The sequence below is a fragment of the Acinetobacter sp. DMC2 genome, assembly GCF_056314305.1.
This window is the reverse complement of record NZ_JBQUYP010000008.1, coordinates 24,826-41,392: the sequence shown is the minus strand read 5'-3', so window position 1 is coordinate 41,392 and position 16,567 is coordinate 24,826. Positions and strand designations below refer to the sequence as shown.

15 protein-coding genes are annotated in these 16,567 nt (G+C 36.6%); 6 read left to right on the top strand and 9 right to left on the bottom strand.

What is annotated here, in order from left to right; translation table 11 throughout:
- Positions 1-5 precede the first annotated feature (5 nt).
- Genes ACT53H_RS16890 through tviB form a run of 4 tightly spaced genes read right to left on the bottom strand, consistent with a single transcriptional unit; the run spans position 6 to position 4,634 of the window.
- Positions 6-1,100: a glycosyltransferase gene (locus tag ACT53H_RS16890; RefSeq protein ID WP_476009716.1), complete on the bottom strand. Its 1,095-nt coding sequence runs from the start codon at positions 1,098-1,100 to the stop codon at positions 6-8.
- A complete protein-coding gene (locus ACT53H_RS16885; protein WP_476009715.1) occupies positions 1,093-2,313 on the bottom strand; it encodes an MATE family efflux transporter in 1,221 nt (406 codons plus the stop codon). Before ACT53H_RS16885 ends, ACT53H_RS16890 begins: the two co-directional genes overlap by 8 nt.
- 5 nt (positions 2,314-2,318) lie before the next feature.
- Positions 2,319-3,341, bottom strand: coding sequence for an NAD-dependent epimerase/dehydratase family protein (locus ACT53H_RS16880; RefSeq protein WP_174742093.1), 1,023 nt, complete (start codon positions 3,339-3,341; stop codon positions 2,319-2,321).
- Positions 3,342-3,359: 18 nt separating this feature from the next.
- Positions 3,360-4,634 carry a Vi polysaccharide biosynthesis UDP-N-acetylglucosamine C-6 dehydrogenase TviB gene (tviB, locus tag ACT53H_RS16875; RefSeq protein ID WP_174742091.1) on the bottom strand — a complete coding sequence of 425 codons (1,275 nt, stop codon included), beginning with the start codon at positions 4,632-4,634 and terminating at the stop codon, positions 3,360-3,362.
- Positions 4,635-4,992: 358 nt separating this feature from the next.
- On the opposite strand from tviB, the gene ACT53H_RS16870 reads away from it, so the two are divergent.
- The 5 genes from ACT53H_RS16870 (at position 4,993) to ACT53H_RS16850 (ending at position 10,391) form a co-directional block, all read left to right on the top strand.
- The gene (locus tag ACT53H_RS16870) at positions 4,993-6,093 is read left to right on the top strand and encodes a polysaccharide biosynthesis/export family protein (RefSeq protein ID WP_174739055.1); all 1,101 of its coding nucleotides are present in this window, start codon (positions 4,993-4,995) and stop codon (positions 6,091-6,093) included.
- A 5-nt stretch (positions 6,094-6,098) separates the two neighbouring features.
- Entirely contained in the window at positions 6,099-6,527 is a 429-nt protein-coding gene (locus ACT53H_RS16865) for a low molecular weight protein-tyrosine-phosphatase (protein ID WP_174739057.1), read from the top strand.
- Positions 6,528-6,545: 18 nt separating this feature from the next.
- Positions 6,546-8,729 carry a polysaccharide biosynthesis tyrosine autokinase gene (locus ACT53H_RS16860; protein WP_476009714.1) on the top strand — a complete coding sequence of 728 codons (2,184 nt, stop codon included), beginning with the start codon at positions 6,546-6,548 and terminating at the stop codon, positions 8,727-8,729.
- Between the two features lie 191 nt (positions 8,730-8,920).
- On the top strand, positions 8,921-9,646 hold the full coding sequence (locus tag ACT53H_RS16855; RefSeq protein WP_174730251.1) for an FKBP-type peptidyl-prolyl cis-trans isomerase: 726 nt from the start codon (positions 8,921-8,923) through the stop codon (positions 9,644-9,646).
- Positions 9,647-9,695: 49 nt separating this feature from the next.
- Complete coding sequence (locus tag ACT53H_RS16850) at positions 9,696-10,391, top strand: FKBP-type peptidyl-prolyl cis-trans isomerase (RefSeq protein ID WP_217487287.1); 696 nt, start codon at positions 9,696-9,698, stop codon at positions 10,389-10,391.
- Positions 10,392-10,438: 47 nt separating this feature from the next.
- Here the strand turns inward: ACT53H_RS16850 and murJ are convergent, their stop codons facing one another.
- Positions 10,439-11,989: a murein biosynthesis integral membrane protein MurJ gene (murJ, locus tag ACT53H_RS16845; RefSeq protein WP_171500752.1), complete on the bottom strand. Its 1,551-nt coding sequence runs from the start codon at positions 11,987-11,989 to the stop codon at positions 10,439-10,441.
- 72 nt (positions 11,990-12,061) lie between these two features.
- On the bottom strand, positions 12,062-12,631 hold the full coding sequence (ampD, locus tag ACT53H_RS16840) for a 1,6-anhydro-N-acetylmuramyl-L-alanine amidase AmpD (RefSeq protein ID WP_476009713.1): 570 nt from the start codon (positions 12,629-12,631) through the stop codon (positions 12,062-12,064).
- A gap of 171 nt (positions 12,632-12,802) precedes the next feature.
- Between ampD and nadC the strand changes: the two genes are divergently transcribed.
- A complete protein-coding gene (gene nadC / locus ACT53H_RS16835) occupies positions 12,803-13,648 on the top strand; it encodes a carboxylating nicotinate-nucleotide diphosphorylase (protein ID WP_016139677.1) in 846 nt (281 codons plus the stop codon).
- On the opposite strand, the gene ACT53H_RS16830 is transcribed toward nadC, so the two are convergent.
- The 3 genes from ACT53H_RS16830 to ACT53H_RS16820 all read right to left on the bottom strand — a co-directional run bounded on the left by ACT53H_RS16830 (position 13,645) and on the right by ACT53H_RS16820 (position 16,541).
- Positions 13,645-13,812, bottom strand: a complete 168-nt coding sequence (locus ACT53H_RS16830; RefSeq protein WP_000938939.1) for an ABZJ_00068 family colistin stress protein — start codon at positions 13,810-13,812, stop codon at positions 13,645-13,647. The genes nadC and ACT53H_RS16830 overlap by 4 nt on opposite strands.
- Before the next feature lie 404 nt (positions 13,813-14,216).
- Entirely contained in the window at positions 14,217-16,385 is a 2,169-nt protein-coding gene (locus ACT53H_RS16825; protein ID WP_476009712.1) for a phosphocholine-specific phospholipase C, read from the bottom strand.
- Between the two features lie 21 nt (positions 16,386-16,406).
- The gene (locus ACT53H_RS16820) at positions 16,407-16,541 is read right to left on the bottom strand and encodes a hypothetical protein (protein ID WP_262444575.1); all 135 of its coding nucleotides are present in this window, start codon (positions 16,539-16,541) and stop codon (positions 16,407-16,409) included.
- Positions 16,542-16,567: the final 26 nt, after the last annotated feature.

The window sequence follows — 16,567 nt, the reverse complement described above, 5'->3', positions numbered from 1 at the left end:
AAATCTCACATTATCTTCAATTGCCACATACTACTATATTCACTCACAATACATTCTAAACTAAAATTCTTTTCAACATGCATACATGCCTTTTTAGAAATATCTTTCTTAAGCAATACATTCATATTAAGATAATCATTTATAAGTTTTATCAATGTAGTTATATCATGGATGGGTGCAATATTATTTTTACCGCCAACAATCTCCTTCGCATCACCTACATCTGTAGAGATACAAATAGCACCTGTTGCCATAGCCTCAATTAAAACATTTGGAAAACCTTCTGTAATAGAAGTCATTAATAACACATCAATACCATGATAAAAAGCTTCCATTTCTTTGACAGCATCAAGCAAAATAACATTAGTTCCAATTACAAATTTTTTAGATAAGTCTTCAATCTCTTTATCTTTTAAGGATAGGCCTTTACCAGCAACTCTAAACTCTATTCTAGGGTCATCTTTAAAGGCGGACATCACCTCAAATAAATATGGAATTCCTTTTGCTTTATGATTTCTGCCAACAAAGCCAATTGTAATAGGGCTACTAAAATCTCTTTCAACAAATCTAAACTTTTCCAAATCAATTCCGTTTGGAATAAAAACCTGATTTTTATTTTTAAAACCAAATCGCATATGTTGTTTTAAAGAAGATTGAGCACAGTAAACAATTCCTGTAGCCTTCTTTGATAAATATTTATTCAAATATATCGCAGCTTTTGTGCTCAAGGACTCTTCTGAAATTGAATTTAAAGAATGGTGTATACCCCAATATATTGGATAGCTCTGTTTACAAAAAGTGTTAGCAATCGTTACCATGAAATTGGCATGATACATCCAACTTTGAATTATGTCTGGTTGAATACTATCAATTTCTTTAGCTAAACTAGATATTGTTTTTGCTGTATTCGTAATTTTCCAATTCAAAGCTTTTGACAATTTAACTTGCTTTAAACTTTCTTCATAAATATCTGAAAGGTTAATAAGTGAAATAAGGTAGTGATCATATTCTGGTTGAGCAAGAATAAGCTTCTGCAACATCATTTCTGCACCGCCAAGTGCTGAAAAGTTAGTAATTACATGCAATACTTTTTTACGCATCTACTTTTCTCACCATATTCCTATATAAAATTAATGTACTCAAAATGAACTGAGCAGCAGAAGATGCAACGGTAGCCCAAGCTGCACCTAACAAACCATAAGCTGGTATTAAAATCCAACATAAGACTAAAGTAAAAATAGTTAGAAATAGAAATAATGGAAGTTGTATTTTTATTAGACCGAGGCTTGTCATCAAATATCCATTTACTACTGACAAGTAAGTAAATAATCCCGCAAACATTACAATATTTAGTATATCTATCCAAATCAAATAATGGGGGCCATAAAGAAGATTAACGAAAAAACCACCTAAAGTAATCGAAACTATTAAACCACTTATTCCTAAAAAACCTGCCATTCCCCACGCCTGCATAGTTAATTTACTTAGCTCATGCATTTTATTTTCTTTAAAAAGAATAGAGAATCTTGGACTAATAAATTGGCATATTGAATTTATTACTATTCCACCTACGATAATGAAATAATAAAAAACTGAAAAAACACCAACATACTCTAAGTTAAAAAATTTCTCTAAAAAAAAGCGAGGTATATTGCTTTGTAAAGCAACTAGCATTACAGATATCCCTAAAGGTAATGCTAAAATAATAATATTTTTAAAATCCACTACATTTAAATAAAAATATTTCTTATTTAAACCAATATTACGAAAATCTATCAGCAGTAAAGTTAATACATAAATTAATATTATACCTATCAAACCAATATTCAATAAATTATAAAAATATAGCAAACTTCCAAAAACTAAAATTAAAGCTAAAGATTTTATCGTAAGAGATAAGCTAATTAATTTCGTTTTCCCTTGAGCATTATAATATGCATAAATAATATCTGAGATTGCTTCTAATGCTTTAATACATCCAAGTAATAAAACTACTTTCCAAACATTACTACTAGATAAAAAAGATAGTAAAAAGGAAACCAATATAGCTAAAAATATACTATAAAATCTCAAAGCAAAATAAGATTTATAGTTAAAATTTGAATTGAGATTAAACTCAGCTACAACAATTGGACGAAGCTGTAAGTTAGTGAGCATAAAAACAGGTGTCACTAATGCCAATGCATATGTATATGCACCTACAGCTTGATTATCAGAAAAATGGCTAATAAAAATTAATATTAGCCATTGAGAAAAAGCAAATAAAATATTCCCACTTAGTAAGAACTTTGCTTTATTTAATAGAGATAACATGCGATTTAATTTAAGAAATGCTTATACCAAACCATTGCTTGTGATATACCTTCAAAAATTCTAAATTTTGGATCATATCCTAGTAATGTTTTGATTTTAGTTACATCTGCTTGAGAATGCCTTACATCACCAGCTCTAAATTCACGATAAACAGGTTCTTTGTTACAAGAGATTCCATTTTCGTTTAAAGCAGATTTAATAGCCTTAAATAAATCATTTAGGGTAGTTCTATCCCCTACCGCCACATTATAGACTTGATTTTTAGCCTCATCATTTGCGATGGCCGCTAAAATATTAGCTTGTACTGTATTTTCGATATAACAAAAATCGCGACTAGTCTCACCGTCGCCATTGATAAATACATCATCTCCTTGAATCATAGCTGCTGTCCATTTTGGAATAACTGCAGCATACGCTCCATTAGGATCTTGACGTTTACCAAACACATTAAAATAACGTAAACCTATTGCTTTAAAACCATATGTACGAGCAAAAACTTCAGCATAAAGCTCATTTACATATTTAGTTACTGCGTAAGGAGATAATGGATTACCAATATTTTCTTCTACTTTTGGTAATGCAGGATGGTCACCATATGTAGAGCTACTCGCAGCATAAGTAAAGCTTTCAACTTGGGCATCTCTTGCTGCAACGAGCATATTTAAAAAACCCGTAATATTGGCACTATTTGTCAATATTGGATCAGCAATTGAACGCGGAACAGAACCGAGAGCAGCTTGATGTAAAACGTAGTCAACGTTTGTACATGCCTTCTGACAATCTTCTAAGTTTCGAATGTCACCATTATAGAAAGTGAAATTCTTCCACTGTTCACTGGTAACTAAACCCTCTACCTCATCCAGATTATATTGATGACCTGTAGCAAAGTTGTCTAAACCAATTACTTTTTGATTTAACTTTAATAAAGTTTCTAACAGGTTTGATCCAATAAAACCCGCAACTCCAGTTATTAACCATGTTTTAGGTGTGTTCTTTAGCTGTTCCAATACTTGTTCATATTGTTTCATATTTTTTCTCAACAAATATTATAGACGGATATCTGACTCAGATTGAGCTAGAACATATTTCAGATCATAAAGAACATGTGATGCTTTACCTAAAGATCGAATTGCCTCAATACCCATTTCTTTAAATTCATTATGAGCAACTGCTAATATTACAGCATCATATTGACCTGCTGTAGGCTGGTTAACCGGAGTAATACCATATTCGTGTTGTGTTTCCTCACTATCAATCCAAGGATCATATACATCAACATCCATATGATATTCTTGTAATTCTTTTACAATATCAATAATTTTAGTATTACGAATATCTGGGCAATTTTCTTTAAAGCTTAGGCCTAATACTAAAACCTTAGCGCCTTCAACTTGAATTTTCTTTTTTATCATTCCTTTGACAAGTTGAGTAACAACATATGCCCCCATTGAATCATTCAATCGGCGCCCTGCTAAAATAATTTCTGGATGATATCCAATTGCTTGCGCTTTATGAGTTAAATAGTATGGGTCTACTCCGATACAGTGCCCACCAACTAAACCTGGGCGGAATGGTAAGAAGTTCCATTTTGTACCCGCAGCCTTAAGTACTTCTTCTGTATCAATACCAAGCTTGTTAAAAATAAGCGCCAATTCATTAATTAAGGCAATATTAACGTCACGCTGTGTGTTTTCGATAACTTTTGCAGCTTCGGCAACTTTTATACTCGCTGCTTTATGTGTTCCTGCTTCAATAATTAAATTGTAAACTTCATCAATATAATCAGCAATTTCTGGTGTTGAACCTGAGGTGATTTTTAAAATATTAGTAACACGGTGAAGTTTATCACCAGGGTTAATACGTTCTGGGCTATAACCCGCAAAGAAGTCTTTATTAAACGTTAAACCTGAAATGTCTTCGAGCACAGGGATACAAACTTCTTCTGTAGCACCCGGATAAACTGTAGACTCGTATACGACAATATCACCTTTCTTTAGAATTTTACCAATACTAGTAGAGGCTTTAACTAAAGGTGTTAAATCTGGCTGTTTATAATCATCAATTGGGGTTGGAACCGTAACAATAAAAAAATTACAATCTTTTAAATCTTCTAAACTTGCGGTGTAACTTAATTGAGCTGCTTGTTTTAATTCTTCTGGTGAAACCTCTAGGGTATGATCTTGACCGTTTTTTAATTCACTTATACGTTTCTCATAAATATCAAAACCCACAACTGGCACTTTTTTGCCAAACTCAACTGCCAATGGCAAGCCTACATAACCTAAACCTATAATCGCTATTCTTAAATCGGCAAGTTGCATAAAAGTTAGCCTTATTCCTTACAAATTGTATATATAATAAAAAATATATCTTGACTGGATATTGTCGTGCGTAACTATATCAGTTTTTTTTCAACAACTATAAAGCAATTGTATAAAAGTGTTTACAAGCTTTTTCACTGGTTATATTTAAGTAATTTTTAAGAAGCTATCCTCCTTTTTCTTAGAAATTCTAAATTATACAAATAAATTAATCATACAAAGCTGTACGATTTTTCTATGTTTTTTAATTTTTTTTCGGCTAGAATCACAACGTCTATATCTAAGATAAGCACTTAGTGCTAAACGATTAACGATATCAAGTGATATCAATTAAAGATAAATACACAAAGGGTTCCGTGTGAAATATTGTCAGTTTTTTTCTGTTCTTGCCTTGAGTTTAAGTGTGGCTAGTTGTGCTGTCACTTCTGGTTTACAAACTTATGATATTCCAGATGAGGGTGTGTATAGAACCGATCTCGGAACTACAGTTAATGTGGTTAAAATCTCTCAAGACACACTACCGGCAATCCAACCTGCACAAACTGATTATCGCAGCAACTACCAATCTTTATTTAAAAATCAGCAACCTATATATCGTTTAAGCTCAGGTGATGTTCTTTCTATCCAACTTTGGGCATATCCTGAAATTACTCCACCTGTAAATAATATAAACAATGAACAATCGATTCAGGCAAGTGGTTATCCAATCGACCAAACTGGCTACATTCAGTTTCCTTTAGTAGGCCGCTATAAAGCAGCTGGTAAAACTCTTGCTCAAGTAAACCGTGAATTACATAATCAATTAGCACGCTTTCTAAAAAATCCAGATGTGATAGTACGTGTATTATCTTATGAAGGTCAGCGCTTTTCTGTTCAAGGTAGCGTGATAAAAGGTGGTCAGTTCTATTTAAGTGATCAACCAGTAAGCGTTTATGCAGCTTTAGGTCTTGCTGGAGGGGTAACTGATAAGGGTGATAATACTTATATTCAACTTATTCGAAATGGCCAAACCTATAATCTAAATACGATTGATTTAGAGAAAGCAGGTTATTCATTACATAAGTTATTAGTTCAACCAAACGATACTATTTATGTAAGTACACGTGAAAACCAGAAAATTTATGTGATGGGTGAATCCGGTAAAAACCAAGCATTAGCAATGCGTGATCAAGGGATGACACTAAGTGATGCATTAGGTGAAAGTTTAGGATTAAACCCTTTATCTGCTAGTGCGAGTCGAATTTATGTATTACGTACCAATCCAAATGACCGAACAACAGAACTCTATCATTTAAACTTAATGAGTATTGGTGATTTCGGGTTAGCCAATCAATTTAAATTACGTAGTAATGATATAGTCTATGTGGATGCGACTGGCTTGACTCGTTGGCAACGTGTTGTCAACCAAATTATTCCGTTCTCAAGTGCGTTATATAACATAGACCGTTTGGGACAATAGTTGTTATGCAGTTTAAAAATATTTTAGTCGTCTGTATTGGAAATATTTGTCGTAGCCCTATGGCTGAGTATTTTTTAAAACAGCAATATCCCCAATTAAATATTGAGTCTGCCGGTATTTCAGGGCTTAGTGGTCATCAAGCTGATGAAAAAGCCCGACTTTGTATGCAACGATTAGGTATTGATATGCAACCACATGTTGCACGTAAACTTACTGCAGAACATATCAAGAGAGCTGATCTGATTTTAGTGATGAGTCAAAACCAGCAAAAACATCTTGAACAGACTTGGCCCTTTGCAAAAGGTAAAACCTATCGCTTAGGGCATTGGCAAAACAAAAATGTGCCAGATCCTTATCAGCATGATCAAACTATTTTTGATGAAACTTGCCAACTCATACAGCAATGTGTTGATGACTGGAAACCTTATATTTAACGCCAAGATTTTAAGCTTATGAACCAAAATACTAATACCGAAGATACAATTGATCTAAAGGAATTATTTTTTTCACTGATTGCTCAGTGGAAACTTATTGCCCTCTGCATTATTTTAAGCCTTGTATGTGCCTTACTCTATTTACGTGTAACACCAGATACCTATTCGGTTGATGCATTAGTTCAAGTTGAAGACAGCAAAGGAGCTTCTGCTGCACTTTTAGGTGATTTATCACAGATGATTGAGCAAAAGTCTCCTGCTCAAGCTGAAATTGAAATCCTAAAGTCTCGGTTAGTTTTAGGCTCGGTTATTAAAGAGTTACATCTAGATATTCACGTTTCTAGTACTGAAAATACGTTTACTCATCGTTTATTAAGTGACACTGAATATAAAGCTGAATACACTAAAAACTCAGTTCTATTTAAAGATGGCACTAAAAGTTTTGATATACGAAGATTTGAAGTACCTCCATATTATTTAGATAGACATCTTGTATTAAGCTTTGATCAAAAAACTTTTAAATTAGTAGATCCTGAGACTGATGAAGTTGTACTCACGGCTCCAATAAATCAAAATAACCAAATCACAGGAGCTTATGGAGTATGGAAAGTCGCAATCTTTACTAAAGATCTGTTAAGTTCAAAATATAATATTGAGAAACTATCTATTCCAGCAGCTGTAGATAATATAAGTTCAAATTATTCTGTAGCAGAACGCGGTAAATTAACAGGTATTCTTGGCTTAAATTACCAAGGACATGACAAAGAACATATTACTCAAGTCTTAAATGCTATTTTAGTAACCTACTCAGCCCAAAATGTTGAACGTCGTTCGGCTGAATCTGCTCAAACTTTAAAGTTTTTGGATGAACAGCTCCCAGACCTTAAAAAGCAATTAGATGATGCAGAGCGTCAATTTAACAAATTCCGTCAACAGTACAATACTGTCGATGTAACCAAAGAATCTGAGCTTTATTTAACTCAAAGCATTACTTTGGAAACTAAGAAAGCAGAGCTTGAACAAAAGCAAGCCGAAATGGCCGCAAAATATACTGCTGAACACCCTGCAATGCGTGAAATTAATGGTCAGCTTACTGCTATTAATAAACAAATTGGTGAATTAAATAATACATTAAAACAATTACCAGATGTACAACGTCAATATTTACAGCTGTATCGTGAAGTTGAAGTTAAAACTCAACTTTATACAGCACTACTCAACTCTTACCAGCAACTCCGTATCGCAAAAGCAGGAGAAATTGGTAATGTTCGCATTGTGGATACGGCAGTTGAGCCAGTCGAACCAATTAAACCTAAAAAGTTACAAGTGCTTATCTTATCTTTATTCTTAGGTGGATTTATTGGGACAGTTATTGCGTTACTTCGCAATATGTTACGTACAGGAATTAAAGATTCTGGACAAATTGAAAATGAACTGGATTTACCAGTTTATGCAACAGTTCCACGCTCTCCAATTCAAGAAAGTCGCATCAAAATTTTAAAAAAGAAGAAGAGTATTCCTATTCTTGCTGTTAAAAATAGTGATGATATTGCAATTGAGAGCTTACGTAGTATCCGTACTGCGATTCACTTTGCATTAGCGAGTGCGAAAAATAATATCATTATGATTGCTGGTCCTTCACCAGAAGTCGGTAAGTCGTTTATTTCGACCAACCTTGCAACAATTTTCGCCCAAGGTGACAAACGAGTACTATTGATTGATGCCGATATGCGTCGCGGTTATATGCACAAATATTTTGACGTTGATGTGAAACCAGGTCTTTCTGAATTATTGAGCGGACAAGCTGATCTACAAAAAGTTTTACATAAGACTCCTGTGGCAAACCTTGATGTGATTACGCGTGGTAAGAGCCCAACTAATCCTTCAGAGATTTTAAGCTCAAACCAGTTTAAAGAATTACTTGAACAGCTACAAAGCCAATATGACCATATCATTATTGATACTCCGCCAGTGTTGGCAGTAACTGATGGTATTATTATTTCTCAATATACGGGTGTGAACTTAATTGTTGCCCGTTATGCTAAGTCACAAATGAAAGAGCTTGAATTAACACTTAATCGCTTCGAACAAGCAGGTGTTAAAGTCAACGGCTTTATTCTCAATGACATTCAACGTGCTAGCGCAGGCTACGGTTATGGTTATAACTATGCCTATGCTTATAAAGCACAAAAAGAAGATTAATCGTAAAGTGATAAGAGAACCGGATCAAATGATCCGGTTTTTTTATTTAAGATTTTTTTAAGTATATCCCTACTAAAACTAACTAAAATATATAAAAAACCACTCGTTTTTTTTCTTAAACATTCTATGCTTAAGCATGCTAAGATCAAAAGCAGCCTTTTAGACTCAAATGATTATTTTTGGAACCTTTTATGAGTAAAGCCTTACCCATTGCTGTCGCTGTAGTTTTAGGCGGTGCTGCACTTGTACCAGTATATTATGCAAGCCAACATCCGACCACAGAAGTCGGAAGCAAGGCAAATAAGAATGCCTCTCCAATTGAAAAAATCAGTTATGTTCTTGGATATGAAGTTGCTCAGCAAACTCCACCTGAGCTAGATACAAAAGCATTTGTGAAAGGGATTCATGATGCTCGTAGCAAGCAGCCAAGTGCTTATACTCAAGAAGAGTTAAAAGCTGCTGTAGCAGCTTATGAAAAAGAATTGCAGCAAAAAATGCAGCAACAAAATAAACCGGAACAAGCTGCTGATGCTACTCCTGAATCTGCAGATGCGCAGTTCCTTGCAGAAAATAAATCAAAAGCTGGCGTAAAAACAACCGCTTCTGGTTTGCAATATATCATTACTAAAGAAGGTACTGGCAAACAGCCAACAGCTCAGTCAGTTGTTAAAGTACATTATGAAGGTCGTTTAATTAACGGTCAGGTTTTTGATAGTTCTTATAAACGCGGTGAGCCAGTTGAGTTCCCTCTTAATCAAGTAATTCCAGGTTGGACTGAGGGACTTCAATTGATGAAAGAAGGCGGTAAAGCGACTTTCTTCATTCCATCAAATCTTGCCTATGGTCCTCAGGAAGTTCCTGGCATTCCAGCAAACAGTACACTGATTTTTGATGTAGAACTTATTTCAGTGAAATAAAAACATTCAGGAGAGTAGAACATTACTCTCCTTTTTTTTGGAAAACAGCATGAAAAAAATCGGTTTAATGATTGCAGCATCAACAATGAGTTTATCTATTTTTGCTGCAACTCCTATAACGAATAAAAGTCCAGCAAAAGAACAATTTAGTTATAGTTATGGCTATTTAATGGGTCGTAATAATACGGATGCACTAACAGATCTGAATCTTGATATTTTTTACCAAGGTCTCCAAGAAGGCGCTCAAAGTAAAACAGCACGCTTAACTGATGAAGAAATGGCAAAAGCGATTAATGACTATAAGAAAACATTAGAAGCCAAACAACTCGTCGAGTTTCAAAAAACAGGTCAACTAAATGCTCAAGCAGGTGCGGCATTTCTTGCTGACAATGCAAAAAAATCTGGTGTGATGACGACTAAATCTGGTCTCCAATACCAAGTGTTAAAAGAAGGTAGTGGACAAAAACCGAAAGCTACCTCTCGCGTTAAAGTGAATTATGAAGGTCGTTTACTAGATGGAACCGTATTTGATAGTTCTATTGCTCGTAATCATCCAGTTGAGTTTCAGCTCAGCCAAGTCATTGCAGGTTGGACAGAAGGTCTACAAACCATGAAAGAAGGCGGAAAAACCCGTTTCTTTATTCCTGCCAATCTTGCTTATGGTGAAGTCGGTGCTGGTGACACGATTGGTCCAAATAGTACTTTAATTTTTGATATTGAATTACTACAAGTTTTACCAAAATAAATTTATTAGATATAAAAAAAGCGATCATTTAAGATCGCTTTTTTATTTTAGTGTTTTAAGTCTCTAGGACGAAAACCGGTGATGATTAAAACAACCAGATAAGCAACTACGCCGACAACACACAATCCCACTACTTCGGCAATACGTAACCACTGTGAAAGTTCACCGTTATACCAATTTAATGCAAACCACAGTGCTGCAATCATGGCAAGGTTTGCCAAACCATATTGAAGCCCTAATTTTTTCCAATGCGAATCAAATCGGAAAATATTACGTTTGTGTAAATAGAAGTAGAGTAGACCCGCATTCACTAAAGCTGAACCTGAAGATGCCAATGCAAGTGCCATATGCTCTGCCTGCCAATCAATCAGCTTAAAGAAACCAATAAATACAACGTTTAAAATAGCATTCGCTGCGACTGACATTAAACCGACACGTACGGGTGTTTTGGTATCCTGCTGCGCATAAAAACCTGGTGCAAAGACTTTAATCAGCATAAATGAAATCACGCCTGCACTCATACATTGCAATGCAAGCGCTGTCATTTGTGTATCATGGAGGTCAAACTCACCACGTTGGAATAATGCCTGAATAATCGGTGTAGAAAGCATAAATAAGGCAATACTTGCTGGTAAGCCAACTAATACAATAATTTTTGCAGCCCAGTCGATCATACCGCGGAACTTTGCTTGATCTTGCTCTGCATGACGGGCGGAAAGTGAAGGTAAAATCACTGTACCAATCGCAACACCAATTAAACCTAAGGGCAACTCAGTCATACGCTCTGCACTATAGAGCCAAGACACTGAACCATCTTGCATGAAAGAGGCCCAAATCGTATTTAATAACAGGTTAATCTGAGTAACAGATACCCCAAATAATGCTGGAAGCATTAATTTTAGAATACGCTCTACACCTTCATGTTTAAAATCAACTTTAGGTGGAATCAGTAGGTTTTTACGCCACAATTCAGGAATTTGTATAGCTAACTGTAATATCCCTGCCACGACCACCGACCAACCTAAGGCTTTGATGGGTTCAGCCATATACGGCGTAAGCCACCATGCACCTGCAATCATTGCGACATTCAGTAAAACTGGTGAAAAAGCTGGTGAAGCAAACGAACCATAACTATTTAAAATACTGCTAGCAAAAGCAGTCAGTGACATAAATAATAAATAAGGAATGGTCAGGCGGAACATGCTGACTGCTAAATCGAACTTTTCAGGATCGCTATGGAAACCTGGTGCGTACATATAAATAATCGCAGGCGCTAAAACCATAGCCACAAAAGTCAGTAAGGTCATGACTGTTAGCAAGCAACCAAATACTCGACTAATCAAGATCTGTACTTCAGCGTGTGCTCGACCTGTTTTATATTCAGTTAATACTGGAATAAAGGCCTGAGAAAAGGCGCCTTCGGCAAACAATCGTCGAAAGAAGTTGGGAATACGAAAAGCGACGACGAAGGTATCAAAATCTTTACCTGCACCAAACACGTTGAGCAATACGACGTCACGTACGAGCCCTAACACTCGTGACAACATCGTCATTGCACTGACAATAAAAGTCGATCGCCACAATGCCATCGTACTCACCTACAGCTATATTCGAAAGACGCTATTGTAATGAAACTAGAAAATCTTTTCGTTGTGAAATGATGAATGAACTCAACTTTTTTTCTGAACTAACAGTTGTCTAAAGTACTGCCATTTAAAATAAGGTCCCGGATCAGTTTTTCGGCCTGGTGCAATGTCTGAATGCCCTGCTATGTGGTTTTTAATTTCGGGATAAGCCTGACGAATAGCATTAACGACATCGGTTAATACTTCGTATTGTACTTCGTCAAAAGGTAAATCATCACTTCCTTCAAGCTCTATCCCAATTGAATAATCATTGCATTCTACTTTGGCTAAATAGCTCGAACGCCCTGCATGCCATGCCCGATCACTAAAATTAACAAACTGTAGGACTTCACCTGTTCTTAAAATTAACAGATGTGTAGAAACTTGCATGCCTTGAATGGTCTGAAAATAAGGATGCACTGACCAATCTAATTTATTTTGAAAAAACTGCTCAATATATCCACCTCCGAATTGAGACGGTGGCAAGCTAATATTATGAACGACGATCATTTGAATTTCGGTACCCGTCGGCCGCTGGTTAAAATTTGGAGAAGGGATTTGTCTCGCCCCTTTTAATTGTCCATCTATAACTTCATACGGTGTGATTTGCTTCATTGAGATGCCAATAAATTGCTTGCCAATTGTTTTAGTTTAAAGCAGTTATCTACTTTTCAAAGCAGTAAATACGATTGTTTATCGCGATTAATCTCATAAAACAGCTTATTTTTAAAGTCGACGGTGCTAATATATCGCAAGTTTTAGGGTCATCTACAAAATGGAAACCGTATGAGCATACCTCAGTCTTTGCTTGAACAATCAATTCAAATCAATATTCAACAAGCATTACAAGAAGATATTGGGGACGGTGACATTACCGCGATGCTTACACCTGAAGATGAGCAGGCAACCGCGACCATTATTAGCCGTGAAGATATGGTTTTAGCTGGCCAGCCTTGGGTAAATGCACTCATCTCAGCTTATGACAATACTGTACAGGTAACTTGGTTAAAACAAGAAGGTGACCGTGTTGCCGCAAATGAAGCCTTTTTAAAACTTGCAGGCTCTGCACGTAGCTTACTTACTGTAGAGCGCCCTGCTTTAAACTTTATTCAAACTTTGTCTGCTGTTGCAACAAAAACTGCTGAATATGTTCAACATCTTGAAGGTTTAAATACAAAACTTCTCGATACGCGTAAAACCTTACCAGGCTTACGTATTGCACAGAAATATGCTGTAGCTATTGGTGGCGGACAGAACCATCGTCTCGGTCTATTTGATGCATTTTTAATTAAAGAAAATCATATTATGGCGGCAGGTGGTATTGCTCAGGCAATTGAAAAAGCCCATCAAATTGCACCGGGTAAACCTGTTGAAGTCGAAGTTGAAACTTGGGATGAGCTAAATCAAGCGCTTGAAGCTGGTGCAGACATTGTTATGCTCGATAACTTCAGTCAACAGCAAATGATTGATGCCGTAAAACATGTGGCAGGTCGCTGTAAACTCGAAGCTTCGGGCAATATCACTATTGAAAACTTACGCGAAGTGGCGACTACTGGCGTTGATTACATTTCTATGGGCGTTCTGACTAAAGATGTTAGAGCTGTGGATTTATCAATGCGTTTTAATGCTTAGATAAAATCTGCATCATTATTGGTATTTTTTTGCGACTTGGTCATGTCTGCCGCTTGTGTTTTTTGCCATGCTGACTGAGTCGCTTGTGCTCCACTATCACGTGGGTCAGCAGCCATTAAAACAAATGTAACTACTGCTAATAATACAATAAAACCTTGTAGCATAAATTTTCCCCATTACTTTAAAAAATCAGGGTTTCAAGGTAAAAGAAAAATATGACGAGGCTTAGGAGATTCTGTTACAAAAGGTAAGTCTTTATTTTTATTATTCATCTAAACGACAAGTTATTAACTCTCTTCATTTATATTTCCCAACATTAGATTGTGCGAGATGTCATCTACAACCTGCCCAAAATTTATAAATATATTGTTTTTGCAATAAATCAGATATATGCAGAAAGAGAACAGGTTTTGTAGATGACAAATGCATTTGGTTACTTTGGGCGAAACCAAAGTAACGAATTAGCTACTTCCACTGGATGAATAAATGATAAGACTCCGTCGTGCTAACTAATTTAAAATAATGATCGACCTAAGACTTCATCTTAACATTCATGCATTACAGCAACTTAAGACTCTAAATACCCCATATATGGATCAGAAATTGAATCTTCTTGAGTTTCAATACGTCCTGCAAAACGGCGGCTGAAAGTAGCATCATCAGCTAAAGTCATAGTGAAGTCGTACCAACCTCCAAATTCAGACATATCCCAAACTAATTCTTTTTCAGAACTATTCGTTTCTATAGTCCATGTCTTATTTGGAAGATAAGCATTTGCTTTGACGTTAAGCTTGACTGACTTATTACCATCGTGACGAACTTTTAAATACAAATTCGCGTCACACTCTTCCACACACACTCTAATTTCTGGTAATGCTTGAGTTTGATTGGCTTGGATCAGATTACCTTCAAACGCGCGGTGGAAACCATTTGGACCAAGTACCCATAAATCGTACTGTCCATTTATAGTATTCCACACATCATCAAGCTGTTTACCCGCCTCAACCATATAGCGACGAGGAGCTACCGTAAGATCTAATCGGTTATACACATGAAAAACAGCTGCCTGCTTACCCGTATTTGAGAACATCAGCTTTACAGTTTTTTGAGTGGCATCGACTTTGGCACTGGTGTGTAAGATATATGGCAAAGCGCGCGATGGTCGAATTCCCATTTCCTGCTGAGGAAATTGTTGCTGACTCGGAACAGGAACTTGTGGCAATAAGGCTTGAGCAACACGAATCGCATCGGCTTCAGCTTTTGTTTTCTTCCCATCTAGTTCAGCAACAGGCAGAAGATTTGGGGTTTTAAAATTAAATGCTGTGGTTAAATCACCACATACGGCACGGCGATATGGGCTAATATTTGGCTCTTGCACACCAAAGCGTTTTTCTAAGAATTGTAAAATAGAGGTATGGTCAAAGACTTGTGAATTCACCCAGCCACCACGGCTCCACGGTGAAATCACATACATTGGAACGCGTACGCCGGGCCCATACACTCGCCCGTCTGTGGCAGGTTGAGATTTTGAAGTTGCTACTGCTGGATGGTTAAAGTATTCATAAGATACTTGCTGTTCAGTTAAAGTCGTTTTTCCATATACGACACCGTTTATATCTTTAGACGGCGCACTCGGTGAAGGAACATGGTCGAAGAAACCATCATTCTCATCAAAGTTCACCAATAAAACGGTTTGGCTCCACAGTTCAGGATTTTCAGTTAATGCATTTAATACTTCCTGAATATACCAAGCCCCCTGCACAGGACTAGATGGTCCCGGATGTTCACTGTAAGTTGCAGGAGCGACTAACCAACTCACTTGCGGCAATTTACCTTGTGCAATATCAGTTTTAAAGGTTCCCAAAAAACCACCATCCGGCATAGTGTTAGCAATACCTTTATAAAGTGGTTGAGTCACATCAATCTTTTCATCGTATGCAGGGCATGTTGGCGTGTCGTTACTGACAGGCTGACCCGATTGTTCATTTGCACGGCGATATTGTTTAAAGCCTGCAAGCGGGTTATCAGTAAAGTTATCCGGCATGTTTTGATAAACTTTCCATGTTACGCCAGCCTGCTGTAAGCGCTCAGGATACGTCGTCCATTCATAACCTTCTGTTGATGGCCCAATCCCATCAAATTCATTTACCACACTGGCAACACCTGCACCTGTAGGGCCATTCGTTCCCGTCCAAATAAACTTACGGTTCGGGTTAGTTCCCGCATGCATGGCACAATGGTAGGCATCACAAATCGTAAAAGCATTAGCTAAGGCAAATTGATATTCGACTTCCTGTTTTTTATAGTAACCCATCGACTGCGGTTTTTTATAAGCCACCCAGTCGCTCATGCGACCATTGTCCCAAGCTGCTTGGCCATCAGACCATGAGTGAGGAGTTCCTGAAACACGCTGAGCATTTCCTAAACGACTATCGAGATGGTACGGCAATACTTTATTTTTCTTGGCATCGTATTGCTCCCAAACCTTTCTACTTTCCGTCATTGGAATAGTAAAGCGGTCACCGAACCCACGCACGCCTTTTAGTGTTCCAAAATAATTATCGAATGAGCGGTTTTCCTGAGTCAAAATCACGATGTGCTTAACATCTTGAATAGTTCCACTTTCAACTTTGGCATCAATAGCCAGCGCTTTTTGAATACTCAATGGGAAACTCGCTAAAGCAGCTGTCCCAAACATAGTTTTTGTAGAATTTAAAAGAAATTCGCGACGATTCATTAGTTCTATCCTAAGTTCTTATTATGGTGCGCAGTGCATTTTGCAATTACTGGTTGGTGGTGTTGTTGGCGATGAATTATCTAGGTCGTTATCATCGTTACAAGCACTCAGTAAAAGTGCTAAAGAAGTAATTAATAGAAGTGAAATTTTTCGCATTGGTTTTTTCCAAACGGTTTAAATGC

Coding starts and splice junctions, on each gene's coding strand:
- tviB (WP_174742091.1), bottom strand. CDS start 4,634: ATGCAACTTGCCGATTTAAGAATAGCGATTATAGGTTTAGGTTATGTA.
- ACT53H_RS16860 (WP_476009714.1), top strand. CDS start 6,546: ATGAACCAAAATACTAATACCGAAGATACAATTGATCTAAAGGAATTA.
- ACT53H_RS16885 (WP_476009715.1), bottom strand. CDS start 2,313: ATGTTATCTCTATTAAATAAAGCAAAGTTCTTACTAAGTGGGAATATT.
- ACT53H_RS16825 (WP_476009712.1), bottom strand. CDS start 16,385: ATGAATCGTCGCGAATTTCTTTTAAATTCTACAAAAACTATGTTTGGG.
- ACT53H_RS16890 (WP_476009716.1), bottom strand. CDS start 1,100: ATGCGTAAAAAAGTATTGCATGTAATTACTAACTTTTCAGCACTTGGC.
- ampD (WP_476009713.1), bottom strand. CDS start 12,631: ATGAAGCAAATCACACCGTATGAAGTTATAGATGGACAATTAAAAGGG.
- nadC (WP_016139677.1), top strand. CDS start 12,803: ATGAGCATACCTCAGTCTTTGCTTGAACAATCAATTCAAATCAATATT.
- ACT53H_RS16855 (WP_174730251.1), top strand. CDS start 8,921: ATGAGTAAAGCCTTACCCATTGCTGTCGCTGTAGTTTTAGGCGGTGCT.
- ACT53H_RS16850 (WP_217487287.1), top strand. CDS start 9,696: ATGAAAAAAATCGGTTTAATGATTGCAGCATCAACAATGAGTTTATCT.
- ACT53H_RS16830 (WP_000938939.1), bottom strand. CDS start 13,812: ATGCTACAAGGTTTTATTGTATTATTAGCAGTAGTTACATTTGTTTTA.
- ACT53H_RS16865 (WP_174739057.1), top strand. CDS start 6,099: ATGCAGTTTAAAAATATTTTAGTCGTCTGTATTGGAAATATTTGTCGT.
- ACT53H_RS16880 (WP_174742093.1), bottom strand. CDS start 3,341: ATGAAACAATATGAACAAGTATTGGAACAGCTAAAGAACACACCTAAA.
- ACT53H_RS16820 (WP_262444575.1), bottom strand. CDS start 16,541: ATGCGAAAAATTTCACTTCTATTAATTACTTCTTTAGCACTTTTACTG.